A 17,421-nucleotide genomic window follows, 5' to 3' on the forward strand; every position below is an offset into this window, starting at 1 on the left:
TCACCTAATCAGTACCTTTTCCATTTTAAGTGTTATTCTGTCATTCTCTTCAGCAATTTTTCCTATGCCGATGAATAAATTTGAAACATAGACTCTATGCAGCTGATTAACTGTCACATCAGATTTAATATCAAGATCGACTCTTACTCCATTGGTCAGAGGCTTGTAGTATGAAGTATCCAGATGTATTTCCTTCATAAAAAGGATTGCATGGTCTATTGGCTGGATTGTCTTCTTAATATCTTCAAGACTCATGTTGTTAAGAGTGTCCATTCCAAATGAGTTTTCTATTCTAAAGTCACCCACTCCTACTCGAAGTAGATATGACATATGTCCGTAGGTATCCAATTTTTCTCCAATGTCATTGCAAATTGTTCTGATGTATGTTCCTTTGGAGCATCTAGTATAGAAAACAATATTTCTGTTGTCCTTGTTGTGTAAAATTTGAATATTCTTGATATTTACTTCTCTAGGCTCTCTTTCTACTTCTATCCCATTTCTTGCTAGCTCATACAGCTTCTTTCCACCTATTTTCTTGGCTGAGTACATAGGAGGAATCTGGTCTATTCGACCTTTGAAAGACTGAAATGCATCTTCAATCTCATCCAAGGTTACAAGTTTGTCTGAGGTATGGGTTACTTTGCCCGTGCTGTCTTGTGAATCAGAAGCAGCACCCACTGTTAGCTCAGCAATATATTCCTTATCGACTGCAAGCAAGTATTCAGAAACTTTCGTCGCTTTTCCTATGCAAATAGGGAGTACACCTGTTGCCATTGGATCCAGAGTTCCCGTATGGCCAACTTTTCTCGTACCAAGAAGCCTTCTAAAATAAGCTACTGCATCATGGGAAGTCATCCCAGCAGGTTTGAAAAAATTAATTATTCCATCCATACAATCACCATGCTTATCTATAAATATTTATTAATCTCAGTTATCAATCTCTTTTCAACATTATCCAGAGAATCCTCTACAGTTGCTCCAGAAGCTCTGTTGTGACCGCCACCATTGAAGGCACTGCAGACTTTATTGGCATCAACTTTATTCTTTGTTCTCAAGCTAATCTTTACAATACTATTATCAACTTCTTTAAGAAGGCATGCTGCCTCCACTGATTCAGTATCTCTTATGAATTCAACTATTCCTTCAGTGTCATCCATTGATGTTTTAGTTTCATCAATCATTTTTTTTGAAATTTTAACAATACCTATTTCATTATTGTTGTAGAATTCCATCTGTGATATAGCTTTAATAAATAGCTTCGTTCTAGCAAGACTTCTCCTCTGGTAAAGATTAGTATTGATACTGTAGGAATCAATACCATAATCATAGAGTTTTGCAACTGTCTCATGAGTCATTCCAGTTACACCCTGGTAGGTGAATCTTCCAGTATCAGTACTTATTGCAACATATATCAAAGAAGCAATCTCACTGTCTATAGGCATTTCTAGTTCTCCAAGGATGTTAAATAAAATTTCACCAGTTGAGGATAAGTCTGGCAATACTATATTAATGTCTCCAAATTTTGTGTTGCTTACATGATGATCAATATTGACAATCAATTTTGACTTCTTCAGTAAAAATTGATTCTCTCCAAGCCTATCTTCATCACTGCTGTCCAAAACCATTAAAACATCGAATTCATCGATGCTATCATTACGCGTTTCTAGCCTTTCAATTCCAGGTAGAAATAGATAATCATCAGGTATTATGTCTGCTTTAACATACACAACATCTTTCCCCATTTTCTCTAGTGAGAGCCCCATTGCCAAGAGAGAACCGAGATTATCTCCGTCAGGACTCCTGTGAGATACAACAGCTACTCTCTTGCAATTATTTATAGCTTCTCTTAAGAGCTCTAGATCACTCTTCGTCGTCATTATCAGAGGCCTCCCTTGTGTTGCGGTTTACCTCCTCGATAAGTTTGGTCAAATAGAGTGCTTGCTCTATACTCTCATCAAGTTCGAAAAGTGGCTCTGGGACATGCCTAAGATCTATTCTATTGCCAATTTCTTTCCTTACAAATCCCTTTGCGCTTTGTAATCCCTCAATAGTACTTGCCTTATCTTCTTCACTTCCAAGTACTGATATATAGATTTTAGCAAATCTTAGATCCTTTGTTACGCTTACTTTATTTACACTTGGCATCCCACTGATTCTTGGATCTTTGATTTCATTTTGAATAAGATCGGATACTACTTTCCTCACTTCTTCAGAAATTCGGTTAATTCTTTTTTCATTCATTTGTCACACCTCTAATCTCTTTTGACTTCCTTAAGAACATATGCCTCAAGATTGTCTCCCTCTTTGATATCGTTATAATTTTCAAGACCTAAACCTGCTTCAAAACCTGTAAGAACTTCTCTAGCATCGTCTTTAAATCTCTTAAGGGAAGACACAGATCCATCAAATACCACTACATCATCTCTAAGAAGTCGAATATTGGCATTTCTTGTAATTTTTCCGCTCACCACATATATTCCAGCTATAGTGTTTCCATTAGGCAGTCTGAATGTAGCCCTTACCTGCGCTCTACCGAGAATTTCTTCTACAATCTTTGGAGCATGCATTCCTTTTACTGCTGCTTGTATGTCCTCAATCGCCTCATAGATTATTCTATATGTTCTTATATCTACATCTTCATTTTTTGCAACCTCTATAGCATTGAGGTTTGGCCTTACATTGAAACCTATAACTATCGCATTTGAAGCAGATGCCAGCATAATATCACTTTCAGTGATTCCTCCAACTCCGCCGTGTATCAGATTAACTCTAACTTCTTCAGTATCCAATTTATTAAGTGATTGGCTTAGAGCTTCAATTGAACCTCTTACATCACCTTTAACAATTATGTTAAGATCCTTTATTTCACCCAGCTTGATTTTCTCAAATAGATCATCAAGTGAAACTTTGGATGATTGTTTCATCTGTGCTTCTCTGATTTCATCCTTCCTTTCACCAGCTATGTTTCTTGCAGCTTTTTCATTCTCTACTGCAAATAGCATATCCCCAGCATTTGGCACTTCTGAAAGTCCCAATATCATGACAGGTATCGATGGAGTTGCCTTCTTAACGTTTTTACCCTTTTCATCAAGCATAGCACGGATACGTCCACTTGCAGTACCAGATACAACCATATCCCCTACATTCAATGTACCTTTTTGAACAAGTACGGTAGCAAGAGGTCCTTTTCCTTTATCAAGTTGAGCCTCAATTATTGTACCAACAGCTCTTCTGTTAGGATTAGCCTTTAATTCCTGCATATCTGCTACAAGCAATATCATTTCAAGAAGATCTTCTATTCCTGTTCTTTTTATTGCAGATACTGGTACTATTATTGTATCACCACCCCAATCCTCTGGTACAAGTCCATTGTCAGATAGTTCCTGCTTGACTCTGTCAGGGTTGGCATCGGGTTTATCCATTTTGTTAATTGCTACGATTATTGGTACTCCTGCAGCCTTAGCGTGAGAAATAGCTTCAACTGTTTGTGGCATTACTCCATCATCGGCAGCTACTACAAGTATCGCAACATCAGTAACACTTGCTCCTCTTGCTCTCATTGATGTAAATGCCTCGTGACCTGGAGTATCCAGGAAGACAATTTTCTTATTGTTAATATTTACTGCATAAGCTCCAATATGCTGAGTAATTCCCCCAGCCTCTTTGTCTGTAACATTTGTATGTCTTATAGCATCAAGCAATGATGTTTTACCGTGGTCAACATGTCCCATTACTGTAACTACAGGTGGCTTTGGCATCATATCTTCCGGATTGTCATCATAATCTAAAAGGTCAGCCTCTGTTTTTTCAACTTCTGGTTCCAATGCCTGTACTTCCACTCCAAAATCATCTGCTACCAGAGCAGCAATCTCGCTGTCTATAGCCTGATTCTGATTCACCATTACACCTAGACCTATCAGTTTTGTAATGATCTGTGATGCATTAACCCCAATCATTTCGGCCAGGTCTTTAACAATAATCTCTGATTCGATTTCAATAATCTTCTTTTCGATATTAGTTTCCTCTTTTTCTGTTGGAGTCTCTTCAATTTTCTGTTGTTTTTTCTTTGGTTTCTTAATCTTTGGTTTTTCATCATCGTCAATAAAGTCCTCGGATTCATCATCAGCCTCGACTTTTCCTCCAGGTTTTTCTTCTGTAAGCAAGTCCTTGATCAGTTTAGCTTCTTCATCCTCTATGGAACTCATGTGACTATTGATTTTCAACTCAAGTCCTTCAATCTTTTCCATTAATTCTTTACTTGTCATATTAAGTTCTTTTGCTAATTCATATATTCTAACTTTTGTCATACCTTGCACCTCCTGTTTGTTTAAGGTGATCCTTTATTTATCTATGACTTTCTTTAATCCGGAGTAAACTTCTTCAGTTATTTCTGTCTGTAAGGCCCTCTGAAATTTCTTATTCTTATAAGCCTCTTCAAAGCATTCGATGGTCGGGCATATATATGCTCCTCTACCATTAGCCTTTCCGGTAAGATCAACACTTACTATGTTCTCCTTATTCTTTACAACTCTTACTAATTCCTTTTTCGGTTTCATTTCATTACAAGCGATACATTTCCTAAGTGGAATTTTTCTAGCACTCATATTATTCCTCCCATCTACTTTTCGTCTGATGAGTCAATAGAGACTTCATCTGATGATTCATCATATGATTCATCAGTGTTCTCATTGGATATTTCTTCTGAATGCTCTTTAAGCAACTTCTCTTTAAGCTCTTCAGCAATCTCTTCACTTTTCTCAGTTTGTTTTGCTACAAACTCCTTATATTGAGTTTCAGATTTAATATCAATTTTCCAGTTTGTCAATTTAGCTGCCAATCTTGCATTTTGACCTTCTTTACCTATTGCAAGCGAAAGCTGATAGTCTGGTACAACAACAATGGCTGATCTTTCTTTCTCATTAGGTATAACTTTTACTACTTTCGAAGGACTTAGGCTATTCGCAATAAACTCAGCATGTTCTTTACTCCAAATTACAATATCAATCTTTTCGCCATTCAGTTCATCAACAATAGCTTTAACTCTCGCGCCCTTGAATCCTACACAAGAACCTAAAGCATCTACATCTGGATTTTTAGAGAATACGGCAATCTTTGTTCTAGAACCTGCTTCTCTAGACACAGAATAGATTTCAACAATACCTTCCTCAATTTCAGGTACTTCTAGTTCAAACAATCTTTTTACAAGGCCAGTATTCGCTCTTGAAAGTACAATCTGTGGTCCTTTTGTAGTTTTTTTGACTTCTAGGATCAAAAGTTTTTTTCTCTCTCCCTGTCGGTATTCTTCTCCAGTAATTTGTTCTGATGGAGGTAGAATTCCTTCGGTCTTTCCAAGATCGATATAGACATTATTCTTTGCAATTCTTTGAATCTGACCAGTAATAATTTCATTTTCTCTGTTAATAAAATCATCAAATATTACATCTCTCTCAGCATCTTTAATTCTTTGAATTACTACCTGCTTTGCAGTTTGTGCAGCTATTCTTCCAAAATTCTTTGGCGTGATTTCAATCTTTACAAGATCTCCAACTTCATTGTTAGCATTAATTTTCTTTGCCTCACTAAGGGGTATCTGTAAATATTCATCTTCTACTGCATTATCTTCAACTACATCTTTTGTTGCAAATACATCTACTTCTCCAGTATCGCGATCCATTTCAACCAATACATTTTGTGAAGATCCAAAATTTTTCTTATAACTGGATATCAAAGCTGACTCAAGAGCGTCAAATATAATATCCTTAGAAATACCCTTTTCTCTTTCAATTTCTTCAAGGGCATTGATGAAATCAACATTCATCCTAAAATTCCTCCTTAAAATTTAATGGTCAACCGAATTAATGAAACTGATTTTCTCGGTATTTTTACCATTTTATCTACGGTCTTCAGTTCAACTGAATCTCCGTCATATGACTTTAGTATCCCTTCGTACTTCTTTACCCCATCCATAGCCTTGTAAAGACTTACTTCAACTTCATTTTCAAGATTCCGTTCCAAATCCTTATCTGTTTTCAAGGGTCTGTCAAGACCAGGAGATGATACTTCAAGGTAATAAGCTTTCTGAATTATGTCCTCCTCATCAAGTCGGTTGCTAAGCTTTTCGCTAACAATCTGGCAATCATCCAGATTGACACCTCCAGGCTTGTGGATATAGACTCTCAGGTAAAAGTCTCCGCTTTCTTTCAAATACTCTACATCAACCAGTTCATAGTCTAGATCAGATATAACTTCTTCACATAAACTTTTAACACTGGTCATAAAATCCTTTTTACTCATCATACACCTCCATATCAGACTCCCTGACACAAACGAAGAGTGGGAAAAACCCACTCTTGCCGGAAATCACTCTAATTGTCTTAACTATTATAACATATTGAATAAATTTAATCAAATATTAAATAAGCTTATCTGATTGCTCTCAGGCAGTGAATCTAAACATCCGTGACCTTTTAGCGCATCAATGACAGGTCTTGTTGCTTTTCCTCTTCGTATAAGATCTTCTATAGACATGAATAACTTTATTTCTCTTTCTTCAGCAATCTTTCTGGCAGCATTTTCGCCTACTCCTTCAAGTGCCTTTAAGGGTGGAATAATACCTTTTTCATTAATACGAAACTGGTCACTGTGTGACTCATAAAGGTCTACCCTATCAAATTGAAATCCTCTCGTGTACATTTCCAAAACAACTTCAAATACTGTTATCTGGTTCTTCTCCTTTGAAGTAGCTCCCATACCCTTCTGTTCCAGCTCGCTTAGCTTCTGCCTTACTGCGCCCTCACCTTTAAGAATTAAATCTGCATCAAAGTCCGAAGACTTGGTTGTGAAATAAGTTGCGTAAAATGCCTGAGGGTAATGAACTTTAAAATAAGCGATACGGAAACTCATGGTTACATAAGCAGCTGCATGAGCTTTAGGGAACATATACTTGATTTTCTTACAGGACTCAATATACCATTCAGGGATTCCAAGATTTCTCATAGCCTTCTCTTCATCAGGCTTAAGCCCTTTTCCTTTTCTAACATTCTCCATAATAAAAAATGATTCTTTTTTGTCTAATCCTGCATTTATCAAAGATAGCATAATATCCTCACGGGTAGATATTACTTCAGCCAACGGTGCAATTTTGTTCTTGACTAATTCTTGTGCGTTGTTAATCCATACATCAGTCCCATGAGATAAACCACTTATCCTTACTAGTTCTGAAAAAGTAGTTGGTTTGGTTTCAATAAGCATCTGTCTGACGAATTTTGTTCCAAACTCAGGTATTCCGAGAGTTCCGACCGGACAATTTATTGCATCTGGATCTACACCTATTGATTTGGTACTTGTGAACAGTTCCATTGTATCCTTGTCATCAAGTGGAATTTCTGTAGAATTGACTCCAGTGATATCCTCAAGCATTCTAATTATACTAGGGACATCATGGCCTAGTATATCTAGCTTCAGAATTCGACCACTAATGGCATGATAATCAAAATGGGTTGTTATGACACCAGAATTCTTGTCATCAGCTGGGTACTGAATAGGAGTAAAATCATGGATATCCTTGTAGTCGGGGACAATCATAACTCCTCCAGGATGCTGGCCAGAAGATCGTTTAATGCCTGTACAGCCTCTCAGCAATCTATTGATTTCAGCCTGACTCACTGTAAGATCTCTTTCCTCAAAGTATTTCTTAACAAATCCATATGCTGTTTTGTCAGCTATCGTACCTATTGTACCTGCACGAAAAACCTTTCCTTTACCAAAAAGTTCCTCGGTGTACTTGTGAGCTCTAGCTTGATACTCACCAGCAAAGTTAAGATCTATATCAGGCTCCTTGTCTCCTTCAAAACCAAGAAAAACCTCAAACGGTATATCTTGACCTTCCTTTATATATTTTGTACCACATTCAGGACACTCCTTGTCTGGAAGGTCATAGCCTGAAGCAACTGAACCGTCAGTAAAAAACTCGTTACTCATGCATTCAGGACAGATATAGTGAGGGGGCAATGGATTAACTTCTGTAATTCCACTCATGGTAGCAGCGAATGAAGATCCGACTGACCCCCTTGAGCCTACCAGATAACCATCTTCCAAGGATTTCGATACTAATTTTTGAGCGATAATATACATAACAGAATAGCCATTCTTGATAATTGAATCAAGCTCTCTCTCAAGCCTTGTTTTAACGAGTTCTGGTAGTGGACTTCCATATGTTTGAACAGCTTTGTTAACTGTTATTTCTCTCAGTTCCTGATCAGCACCCTCAATATGTGGTGGGAAAGTACCTTCAGGAATTGGTATACATTTATCGATTGATGAATTGATTATATTAGGACCAGTTATTACAACTTCTCTAGAAATCTCTTTACCCATATAGTTAAATTCTTCAAGCATTTGCTCCGTAGTTCTAAAGTATAATGGTGGCTGGTTGTCCGCGTCTTGAAATTTTTGCCCTGACATAAGAATCCTTCTGTATACTTCATCCTCAGGATCCAAAAAGTGAACATCACCAGTAGCAACGACAGGTTTATTTAGTTTTTTGCCAAGATTATAAATCATCATGTTGATGGATTTCAGCTCATCCAAATTCTTGACTATTCCTTCTCGCACCATATAGGCGTTATTTCCCAAAGGTTGAATTTCAAGATAATCATAGAATTGAGCAATTTCTCTGATTTCCTGTTGAGTTTTGTTTCTTATGATTGCTCTGTACAACTCCCCTGCTTCACATGCACTTCCAATAATTAGATCTTTTCTGTAGGTTTCTATTAGTGACTTTGGCATTCTAGGTTTCCTATAAAAATAATTCAGATGTGACTCTGATATTAATTTGTACAAATCTTTTAGCCCAGATTGATTCTTTGCAAGTAGAATCACATGGTGCATATCACCTTTACTTGAATCAGCATGACCTGATAATCCGTTGATATCTTTTAATTCTTCTAGATTTCGGTCGGTCAAAAGTTCTAAAATTCTTAGAAGAATATTTGCTGTAGCAACAGCATCATCAACAGCTCTATGATGATTTTTGAGCTCTACTTTCAGTTGTTTGGCGACAAGATTTAGTTTGTGACTCTTCATTGCAGGGAACATTGCCCTGGAAAGCTCAAGGGTATCCATAACTGGATTTTGTAAGTGAATATCTATGCTTTCAAAGGCTTCTCTGATGAATCCCATGTCAAATGAAGCATTATGTGCAACCAGTACACTTCCTTCAATAAAATCATGGAATTGAGGTAGAACACTTTCAATGAGAGGCTTGTCTGAAACCATGTCATCCGTTATACCAGTTAATTTTGTTATTAATTCTGGTATTGGCATTTGGGGATTTATGAGTTGACTGAAACTATCAACAATTTCACCATTTTGAATCTTCACTGCACCAATCTCTGTAATCCTATCGTTTTTAGGTGACAATCCTGTCGTTTCAAGGTCAAATACAACAAAATCATCTAGTCCTCTTCCATCAAGTTCTCCAGTTACAATTTCTTTTTTGTCATTAATCATATAGGCTTCCACACCATATATAATCTTAATGTCCTTACTCATATCCATAGCATCTGGGAATGCCTGAACAATTCCATGATCGGTTATGGCTATAGCTTCATGTCCCCAATCTATAGCTCTTTGAATCAAGTCTTTGGTATGGGATACTCCATCCATTGAGCTCATTTGTGTATGAAGGTGCAATTCCACTCTTTTTTCATCAGACATATCCTCGATAATCGACTGTTCTTGAACTTGAATAGACTTTAGCATAATAGTCATCTCTTTAGCATAAGTATCATAGACTACATCACCACTTAAAAGTACATAGGTTCCCTCATTGATATTGGTAGTAAAATCATCTGCCTGTTCACCATTTAAGAATACTTTTGCTGAAATGGAATTAGTTCCATCTGAAAGATAGAAAACCACTAATGTTCTATTGTCCTTAATTGATTTTGTTTCTATTTGGAATATTTTACCTGCTATGGTCGCACTCCCTGTCTGCATATCAATATCAATTATTTTAATAGGATCACTTTTAATCTTTTTACCATATGAGTAATTCTTAATTTTTGACTTTTTGTCATTCTTGTTGGGGTTCTTTATCATCATTTCCTTTAAAATTTTTCTTTCTTCAATTTCATTGTTGTATAAGAATTTATCATGTGCCTGAAAATCCATATAATCAACATTTAACGTCTTACCAGTAGCATTCTCAGTAATCTCAGTCAGCTCATCAAGAAGACCATTTCTTGTTACAGATTGATACTGTAGATTCCCAGGTAAAACCATGTTTATTATATCTCCTTCATTTAAAACAACATCCTCTAACCAAGAAGAGCTAGAGGGTAGATGATTACCAATCTTTTTTTTGAGCAAAGTCATAAGCCTATCTTGATCCAGAGAAGTTTTATTCTTTGAATATTCGACATTAATGCTTATTCCCTGAAACTTATTTGTAAACGCCATCTTTATTTCTGCCTTGTCTTTTTTTGTAATCCAATGATCGTTTTCTATTACTATGGTCATCTTCATCGAACTATTGTCAAGAACAACAGATTCTATTTTTAGATCCTCAATAAAAGATGCAATTTGAGTTTCTTCAGGAAACAGGGATTTGATTGTTTTGTTAACTTCTGTCATTTTTTTTCGCTCCTTCATCAAATCTAGAGTTCCTCTATCTCCTTGATAAGTTCCTCTAGGAGATTCTCTTCGGGTACTTTTCTGATAATGACTCCCTTTTTAAATATAAGCCCTTCTCCATCACCACCGGCTATTCCTATATCAGCTTCCCTGGCTTCGCCAGGTCCATTGACAGCACAACCCATAACTGCAACTTTAATTGGTTTTTTTATATGTTCCAATAGCTTTTCAGCTTCTTGAGCGATGGAAATCAAATCTATGTGAGTACGGCTACAGGTCGGACATGATATAAAATCGATACCATCATTTCTGAGCCCAAGAGATTTTAAAATCTCCTTACCTACCTTAACTTCATCTACGGGATCTCCTGTAAGAGACACTCTTATTGTATCTCCAATTCCCATGGCTAGTAATGTACCAATACCAACAGATGATTTAATTGTTCCTCTCCATGGTGTTCCAGCTTCAGTTACTCCAAGGTGTAATGGATAGTTACATCTTTCTGACATCAAAGTGTATGATTTGATGGTTAAAGGTACTGAACTAGCTTTTAATGAAATCTTTATATCATAAAAACCCATATTTTCCAATAGCTTTACTTGCTCCAATGCACTTTCAACCATAGACTTTTCATTTACTCCATTATATTTCTCAAGATATTCCTTCTTAACTGAACCTGAGTTTACGCCTATTCTTATTGAGATATTTTCTGATTTGCAAGCATTAACAATTTCCTTTACCTTATTGTCGCTACCTATGTTGCCAGGATTTATCCTCAAACCATCTACTCCTTGCCTGATGGATTCAATTGCCAGCTTGTAGTCGAATTGAATATCTGCAATTATAGGCATATTAATATGTCTTTTTATCTCTTTTATTGCCTTGGCATCTTCTATGGAAGAAACTGCAGATCTGACTATATCACAGCCTGTTTCCTCTAGTTCTCTTATCTGTGCCAAAGTTTTTTCAACATCGGATGTAGGGGTATTGGTCATGGACTGTATGCTTATTGGTGAGTCACCACCGATAAATAAATCCCCTACTCTTATTTTTCTTGTCTCTTTCCTGTTCATATATAATCCACCTTATAAATTTTTTTCAGTTGTCAGGTAAGTTAAAATCAATACTGTTACTTAGTATCACCATTTGGTTTGTTCATTTAGTCTTCCAAATAAATTAAAACAAGTTAATCCTTATCAGATCCTTGTAGGTAACAATCAGCATCAGAGATATTAAGAAAATAAAACCGATAAAATGAATAAAACCTTCTTTATCCGCATCTATGGGCTTACCTCTAAATAATTCAATTAACAAAAATACTATCTTGCTACCATCAAGAGCAGGTATTGGTAGCAAGTTAAAGAATCCAAGATTTATACTTATAAATCCAAGGATATAAAGAACACTAACAAACCCCATACTGGCTGCATTACCAATCTCATTAATTACTCCAACAGGTCCAGCAAGGTCATTTGTGGATACATTTCCTTGAAATAGCATCCCCAGAAACTGAAACATTAACTTGAGAAAGTACCAAGTTTCCTGGAACCCTGATTTTATTGCCGTAAAAAATCCTGAATCATATTCTGGAACAATTCCAATTATAACTCTACCTTCATCTACGGTTGGCATTACCTCCATGGAAATCATCTCATCATTTCTAACAACTTGTACTTCAAGTAGTTCCTCAGGACTTTGAGTGTTAATGGTGGTAACAATATCATCCCAGTTATTAATTGGAACTCCTTCAATTTCAACAATTCTGTCGCCGGCTGCAATTCCATATTCCTGTGCAGGGCTTCCATCAATAATCTCGCCTATAGTCGTTGAAGGCACTCCAACGTTGAATGCTACAATTGAGAGGACTACTATTGCCAAGACAAAGTTCATTATGGCACCTGCTGTAATTACAGCTATTCTTGACCATACAGATACATTTGAAAAACTTCTAGGGTCATTCGAAGATTCATCTTCCCCTTCCATTTTAACATATCCACCAATTGGTAATGCTCTTAAGGTATATTTGGTTTCACCTTTAATTTTTTGAACAAGTTTTGGTCCCATACCAATAGCAAATTCATTAACTCTTATTCCTACCATTTTTGCAACTGTAAAATGGCCAGCCTCGTGAACAAGGACAACCAATAAAAACACAAATATTGCAGCTAAAGCTGTTAACATTTCATTTCACCTCATATTTCTACATGAAAAAGTAATATGCATAATAATACACAACCGGTGCTGTGAATATTATACTGTCAAATCTGTCCATCATACCCCCGTGCCCCGGCATAATTTTTCCATAATCTTTTATTCCTGCTATCCTTTTTATTCTAGATGCTGTAAGGTCTCCCAACTGGGATATTATTGATCCTACCAAAGCTAGTATTCCAAAGCTCCAAAGTGGGCTAAGATCAAAAAAACTAGAATAAACCATTGTAACAAGTATGCTGCCTGCAATACCTCCCAAAGCCCCTTCAACAGATTTTTTAGGGCTGATTTCAGGACAGAGTTTTTTATTCCCAAACTTACTACCCACAAGATAAGCAAAAGTATCTGTCCCGAAGGCTATTAGAAATATTATCCAAAGGTAATTGCTTCCATCTAAATATAAGATATGGAATAGCAAGTATGGTATGTAGAGAATTCCAATAACGGTTATTGCTGCATCTCTTATATCCCTATCATTAAGCAACACTGTTGCGGATAATGATGCAATTACACAAAGAGAAATAATAAACCCAGATGTAATCGTTTCACTATATTGCGCAATATAGAGCAGAACCGTACCACCATATCCAATTACTGAAAGTGGCTTTATGCCTATTTTATTTACAGCATTATAAAATTCCTTCAAGGCAATTATTGCAAGAGCCAAGAGGGCAAAGCCCAAATAGTATCCCCCTAGAAGGAGAACACCTATCAATAATGCTAGGCCAATGATGCCTGATATTAATCTCACTCCAAGGTCTCCCACTTAAATACCCCCAAATCTGCGGTTTCTTTTCTGATAATCTATTATAGCACTATAAAGGTCATCTCCAGTAAAATCTGGCCATAATACATCCGAAAACCATAATTCAGAATAAGCTGATTGATAAGTCAAAAAGTTGCTTAGTCTTAGTTCTCCACTTGGTCTGATTATAAGATCCGGGTCAGGTTGACCCTTTGTGTACAAATATTCTAGAATAACTTTATCATCAATTTCCTCTATTGTAATAATACCCTTATTCACGTCTGTAAAAATATCCTTGACTGCCATAACAATTTCTTGCCTTCCACCATAATTTAAAGCAATGTTCAAAATCATTCCACTATTATTGGAAGTCAAATTGGTTGCCCTTTCGACTTCATTTCTCGGGATATCTGGTAATTGTGAGGTATCTCCAAGAATTATTATTTTTACATTATTATTGTTTAAACGATCTAGTTCTTTTCTGATAAAGACCACTAACAGATTCATAAGAGCATCAACTTCCAAGCTCGGTCGTTTCCAATTCTCAGTTGAAAAAGCATACAAAGTCAAATTGCCAATGCCAAGTTCTTTGCATACTTCGACTATATGGACAACTTTCTTCATGCCTTCCTGATGTCCAAAATGCCTAGGCAATCCTCTTTTTTTCGCCCATCTTCCGTTCCCATCCATTATTATCCCAATATGGGTTGGCAGTCTCTCATAATCGAGGTCATTTAGATTGTTGCTGATCTTTTCAGTCATTTCTTCCTCCATCAACAAAAACCCCTTCACAGAGAAGGGGTTAAATTATATTTCCATCAATTCTTCTTCTTTTTTGGCAGTTACTTCATCTACCTTTGTGATGTACTTATCAGTAATCTTTTGCATCTCATCCTCTGCCTGTTTTCTATCATCCTCAGTCAATTCTTTATCCTTCTCCATCTTCTTGATTTTATCTACTGCATCTCTTCTGGTATTTCTTATTGCAACTTTGGCATTCTCGCTATTCTTTTTTACAATTTTAATGAGGTCTTTTCTTCTTTCTTCTGTAAGCTGTGGAATTGCAAGACGAATTAGTTTGCCATCATTTGATGGATTCAAACCTAAATCTGACTTTAGGATTTCCTTTTCTATTAAAGGTATGAGTTTTGAATCCCATGGTTGTATTACAAGTAATCTTGGTTCAGGAGCAGATACACTTCCAACTTGCTTCAGGGGTGTTATCTGACCGTAATAATCAACGTTAATTCTGTCAAGCAGTGCAGGATTTGCTCTTCCAGCTCTAATGGCTGATAGTTCATCCTTGTAGACGGATATTGTTTTTTCCATCTTCGATTCTGCTTCCTTGTGTACATCTAATTCCATAACTAATCCTCCTTTACATGGGTACCAATTTTTTTTCCTAATACAACATTAACAATATTGTAAGGATCGTCGATTCCAAATACTATCAATGGAATTTTATTATCCATACATAATGATGTAGCTGTGGAGTCCATTATTCCAAGACCTAAGTTAAGTATATCAATATATTTTAAAGTGTCAAACTTTTTAGCTTCGCAATTGAACTTTGGATCTGAGTCATAAACTCCATCTACGCCTTTTTTTGCTAGCAATATAACCTCAGCCTCTATTTCTGCAGCTCTCAATGCAGCTGTAGTATCTGTTGAGAAATATGGATTTCCAGTTCCTGCACCAAAAATAACAACTCTTCCTTTTTCGAGGTGTCTGATAGCTCTTCTTCTAATATATGGTTCTGCAACCTGTCTCATTTCAATAGCAGACTGAACTCTTGTAATAACCTCCATATTTTCCAAGGCATCTTGTAAAGCCAGAGCATTCATCATTGTTCCCAACATACCCATATAGTCTGAAGTAGCTCTGTCCATGTCTTCAGTTGAACGTCCTCTCCAGAAATTGCCCCCACCAACCACTATTGCGACTTCTACACCAAAATCATTCAGTTTTTTTATTTCTGCAGCTATACTACTTACAGTTTCGGTATCAATTCCTGTTCCTTTTCCACCTGCAAGCGCTTCACCGCTAAGCTTCAATACAACTCTTTTAAAAATGGATTTCATGGCTACACTCCTCAGAAAAAGTTTTTAAGAAAGCATCTAATGATGCATTTTCGTAATAAAAGGAGAACAACTAGTGTTCTCCTTATTAACTACATGTTCATTTGCTTTGCAACTTCCTCAGCAAAGTTCTCTTCTTTCTTTTCAAGACCTTCTCCAACTTCATATCTAGCGAATCTTCTAATAACAATATTTTCACCAATTTTTGAAATTTTGGATGCAAGTAAATCTTTTACTTTAACACTAGGGTCCTTAATAAAGCCTTGGTCAAGCAGACAAATTTGTTCGAAGAATTTATCCATTCTTCCTTCTACAATTTTTTCTGCAACATGAGCTGGTTTACCTTCATTTACAACCTTATTCATCTGAATTTCACGCTCATGTGCAATTTCTTCATCTGAAAGTTCTTCTCTTGATACAACCTTAGGATTAGCAGCAGCTACTTGCATTGCCATGTCCTTAACAAATTCTTTGAATTCTTCATTTTTAGCTACGAAGTCAGTCTCTGAGTTTACTTCAATTAGAACACCAATTCTTCCACCATGAATATATGATTCAACAAGACCTTCTGAAGCAATTCTTCCTGATTTCTTTGATGCAGAAGCCAGACCTTTTTCCCTTAGGTAGTCTATTGCCTTTTCAACATCTCCGTTTGTTTCTTCCAAAGCTTTTTTACAATCCAGCATTCCAGCTGCTGTTTTTTCTCTTAATTCTTTTACTAAAGAAGCACTGATAGCCATAATATACCTCCTATATCATTAAAATGGTAAGGAATACAAGAATCTGCAATCCTTACCTTAATCTTACTTTTCTGTAGATTCTACGCTTTCCTCAGACTCGTTCTGCTCACCTTGTTTAGCCTCGATAACAGCATTAGCCATTGTCTCTGTCAACAATTTAACAGCTCTGATTGCATCATCATTACCAGGAATAATGTAGTCAATCTCATCTGGATCACAATTAGTATCGACTATGCCAATTACAGGAATTCCAAGGATATGTGCTTCCTGAACAGCAATTTTTTCTTTTCGTGGATCAACTACAAATAATACATCTGGTACTTTTTTCATAGTTTTTATTCCACCAAGAAATTTCTCAAGTCTTTCAGCTTCATGTCTTAACTTGATAACTTCTTTTTTAGGAAGAACTTCAAATGTTCCATCTTCTTCCATTTTTTCAAGCTGATGTAATCTGTCAATTCTCTTTTTGATTGTCTTGTAATTTGTAAGCATACCTCCCAACCATCTCTGGTTTACGTAATGCATGCCACATCTTTTTGCTTCATTTTCGATAGCTTCCTGTGCTTGTTTCTTTGTTCCTACAAAAAGAGCTACTCCGCCATTTTCAACGACTTCCTTCATTACATTGTAAGCATCGTCTATTTTCTTGACAGTTTTTTGTAGGTCAATAATGTATATCCCGTTTCTTTCTGTGAAGATATACTGAGCCATCTTTGGATTCCATCTTCTTGTTTGGTGTCCAAAATGTACACCTGCTTCCAACAAACTTTTCATTGATACTACTGACATACTTTCACCTCCATGTTTTTTCCCTCCACCTGTGTCAACTACCTTGGGACTCATTTGAGCACTACCCTCAATATCAACAGGTGTGTGTAATCACCATAGTATTATAACATAACGCAGTTATCATTACAATATTTTTTTCTTGTTAATGTGTTTATCTTTTGATAATGTCACCTTATAATTATCTTTTGATTATGTCACAATAATCTTATGAAAAAAGAGGTGC

16 protein-coding genes are annotated in these 17,421 nt (G+C 36.3%); all 16 read right to left on the minus strand.

The window, feature by feature from the left end:
- The 16 genes from truB to rpsB all read right to left on the minus strand — a co-directional run bounded on the left by truB (position 1) and on the right by rpsB (position 17,198).
- Positions 1–891 carry a tRNA pseudouridine(55) synthase TruB gene (gene truB / locus ACOEN1_RS10195; protein ID WP_422486796.1) on the minus strand — a complete coding sequence of 297 codons (891 nt, stop codon included), beginning with the start codon at positions 889–891 and terminating at the stop codon, positions 1–3.
- A 17-nt stretch (positions 892–908) separates the two neighbouring features.
- Entirely contained in the window at positions 909–1,877 is a 969-nt protein-coding gene (locus tag ACOEN1_RS10200; protein WP_422486797.1) for a DHH family phosphoesterase, read from the minus strand.
- Positions 1,861–2,241 carry a 30S ribosome-binding factor RbfA gene (gene rbfA, locus ACOEN1_RS10205; RefSeq protein ID WP_422486798.1) on the minus strand — a complete coding sequence of 127 codons (381 nt, stop codon included), beginning with the start codon at positions 2,239–2,241 and terminating at the stop codon, positions 1,861–1,863. The genes ACOEN1_RS10200 and rbfA overlap by 17 nt, the downstream gene beginning before the upstream one ends.
- 11 nt (positions 2,242–2,252) lie before the next feature.
- Entirely contained in the window at positions 2,253–4,307 is a 2,055-nt protein-coding gene (gene infB / locus ACOEN1_RS10210; protein ID WP_422486799.1) for a translation initiation factor IF-2, read from the minus strand.
- 33 nt (positions 4,308–4,340) lie between these two features.
- The gene (gene rnpM / locus ACOEN1_RS10215) at positions 4,341–4,604 is read right to left on the minus strand and encodes an RNase P modulator RnpM (protein ID WP_422486800.1); all 264 of its coding nucleotides are present in this window, start codon (positions 4,602–4,604) and stop codon (positions 4,341–4,343) included.
- Between the two features lie 14 nt (positions 4,605–4,618).
- Positions 4,619–5,818 (minus strand): transcription termination factor NusA, encoded by a 1,200-nt coding sequence (gene nusA, locus ACOEN1_RS10220; protein ID WP_422486801.1) that lies wholly within the window; start codon positions 5,816–5,818, stop codon positions 4,619–4,621.
- Positions 5,819–5,832: 14 nt separating this feature from the next.
- Positions 5,833–6,294 carry a ribosome maturation factor RimP gene (rimP, locus tag ACOEN1_RS10225; protein ID WP_422486802.1) on the minus strand — a complete coding sequence of 154 codons (462 nt, stop codon included), beginning with the start codon at positions 6,292–6,294 and terminating at the stop codon, positions 5,833–5,835.
- Positions 6,295–6,405: 111 nt separating this feature from the next.
- Positions 6,406–10,635 (minus strand): PolC-type DNA polymerase III, encoded by a 4,230-nt coding sequence (locus ACOEN1_RS10230; protein ID WP_422486803.1) that lies wholly within the window; start codon positions 10,633–10,635, stop codon positions 6,406–6,408.
- Positions 10,636–10,658: 23 nt separating this feature from the next.
- Complete coding sequence (gene ispG / locus ACOEN1_RS10235; RefSeq protein ID WP_422486804.1) at positions 10,659–11,708, minus strand: flavodoxin-dependent (E)-4-hydroxy-3-methylbut-2-enyl-diphosphate synthase; 1,050 nt, start codon at positions 11,706–11,708, stop codon at positions 10,659–10,661.
- Positions 11,709–11,811: 103 nt separating this feature from the next.
- On the minus strand, positions 11,812–12,816 hold the full coding sequence (rseP, locus tag ACOEN1_RS10240; protein WP_422486805.1) for an RIP metalloprotease RseP: 1,005 nt from the start codon (positions 12,814–12,816) through the stop codon (positions 11,812–11,814).
- Positions 12,817–12,835: 19 nt separating this feature from the next.
- Entirely contained in the window at positions 12,836–13,612 is a 777-nt protein-coding gene (locus ACOEN1_RS10245) for a phosphatidate cytidylyltransferase (RefSeq protein ID WP_422486806.1), read from the minus strand.
- Complete coding sequence (locus ACOEN1_RS10250; protein WP_422486807.1) at positions 13,613–14,353, minus strand: isoprenyl transferase; 741 nt, start codon at positions 14,351–14,353, stop codon at positions 13,613–13,615.
- A 45-nt stretch (positions 14,354–14,398) separates the two neighbouring features.
- On the minus strand, positions 14,399–14,956 hold the full coding sequence (gene frr, locus ACOEN1_RS10255; RefSeq protein ID WP_422486808.1) for a ribosome recycling factor: 558 nt from the start codon (positions 14,954–14,956) through the stop codon (positions 14,399–14,401).
- A 2-nt stretch (positions 14,957–14,958) separates the two neighbouring features.
- On the minus strand, positions 14,959–15,672 hold the full coding sequence (gene pyrH / locus ACOEN1_RS10260; protein WP_422486809.1) for a UMP kinase: 714 nt from the start codon (positions 15,670–15,672) through the stop codon (positions 14,959–14,961).
- An 89-nt stretch (positions 15,673–15,761) separates the two neighbouring features.
- Positions 15,762–16,409 (minus strand): translation elongation factor Ts, encoded by a 648-nt coding sequence (gene tsf, locus ACOEN1_RS10265; protein ID WP_422486810.1) that lies wholly within the window; start codon positions 16,407–16,409, stop codon positions 15,762–15,764.
- A gap of 63 nt (positions 16,410–16,472) precedes the next feature.
- Complete coding sequence (rpsB, locus tag ACOEN1_RS10270; RefSeq protein ID WP_422486811.1) at positions 16,473–17,198, minus strand: 30S ribosomal protein S2; 726 nt, start codon at positions 17,196–17,198, stop codon at positions 16,473–16,475.
- Positions 17,199–17,421 lie beyond the last annotated feature (223 nt).

Origin of the sequence: Gudongella sp. DL1XJH-153 (assembly GCF_049310905.1) — a bacterium.
Taxonomy (GTDB): domain Bacteria; phylum Bacillota; class Clostridia; order Tissierellales; family Tissierellaceae; genus Gudongella.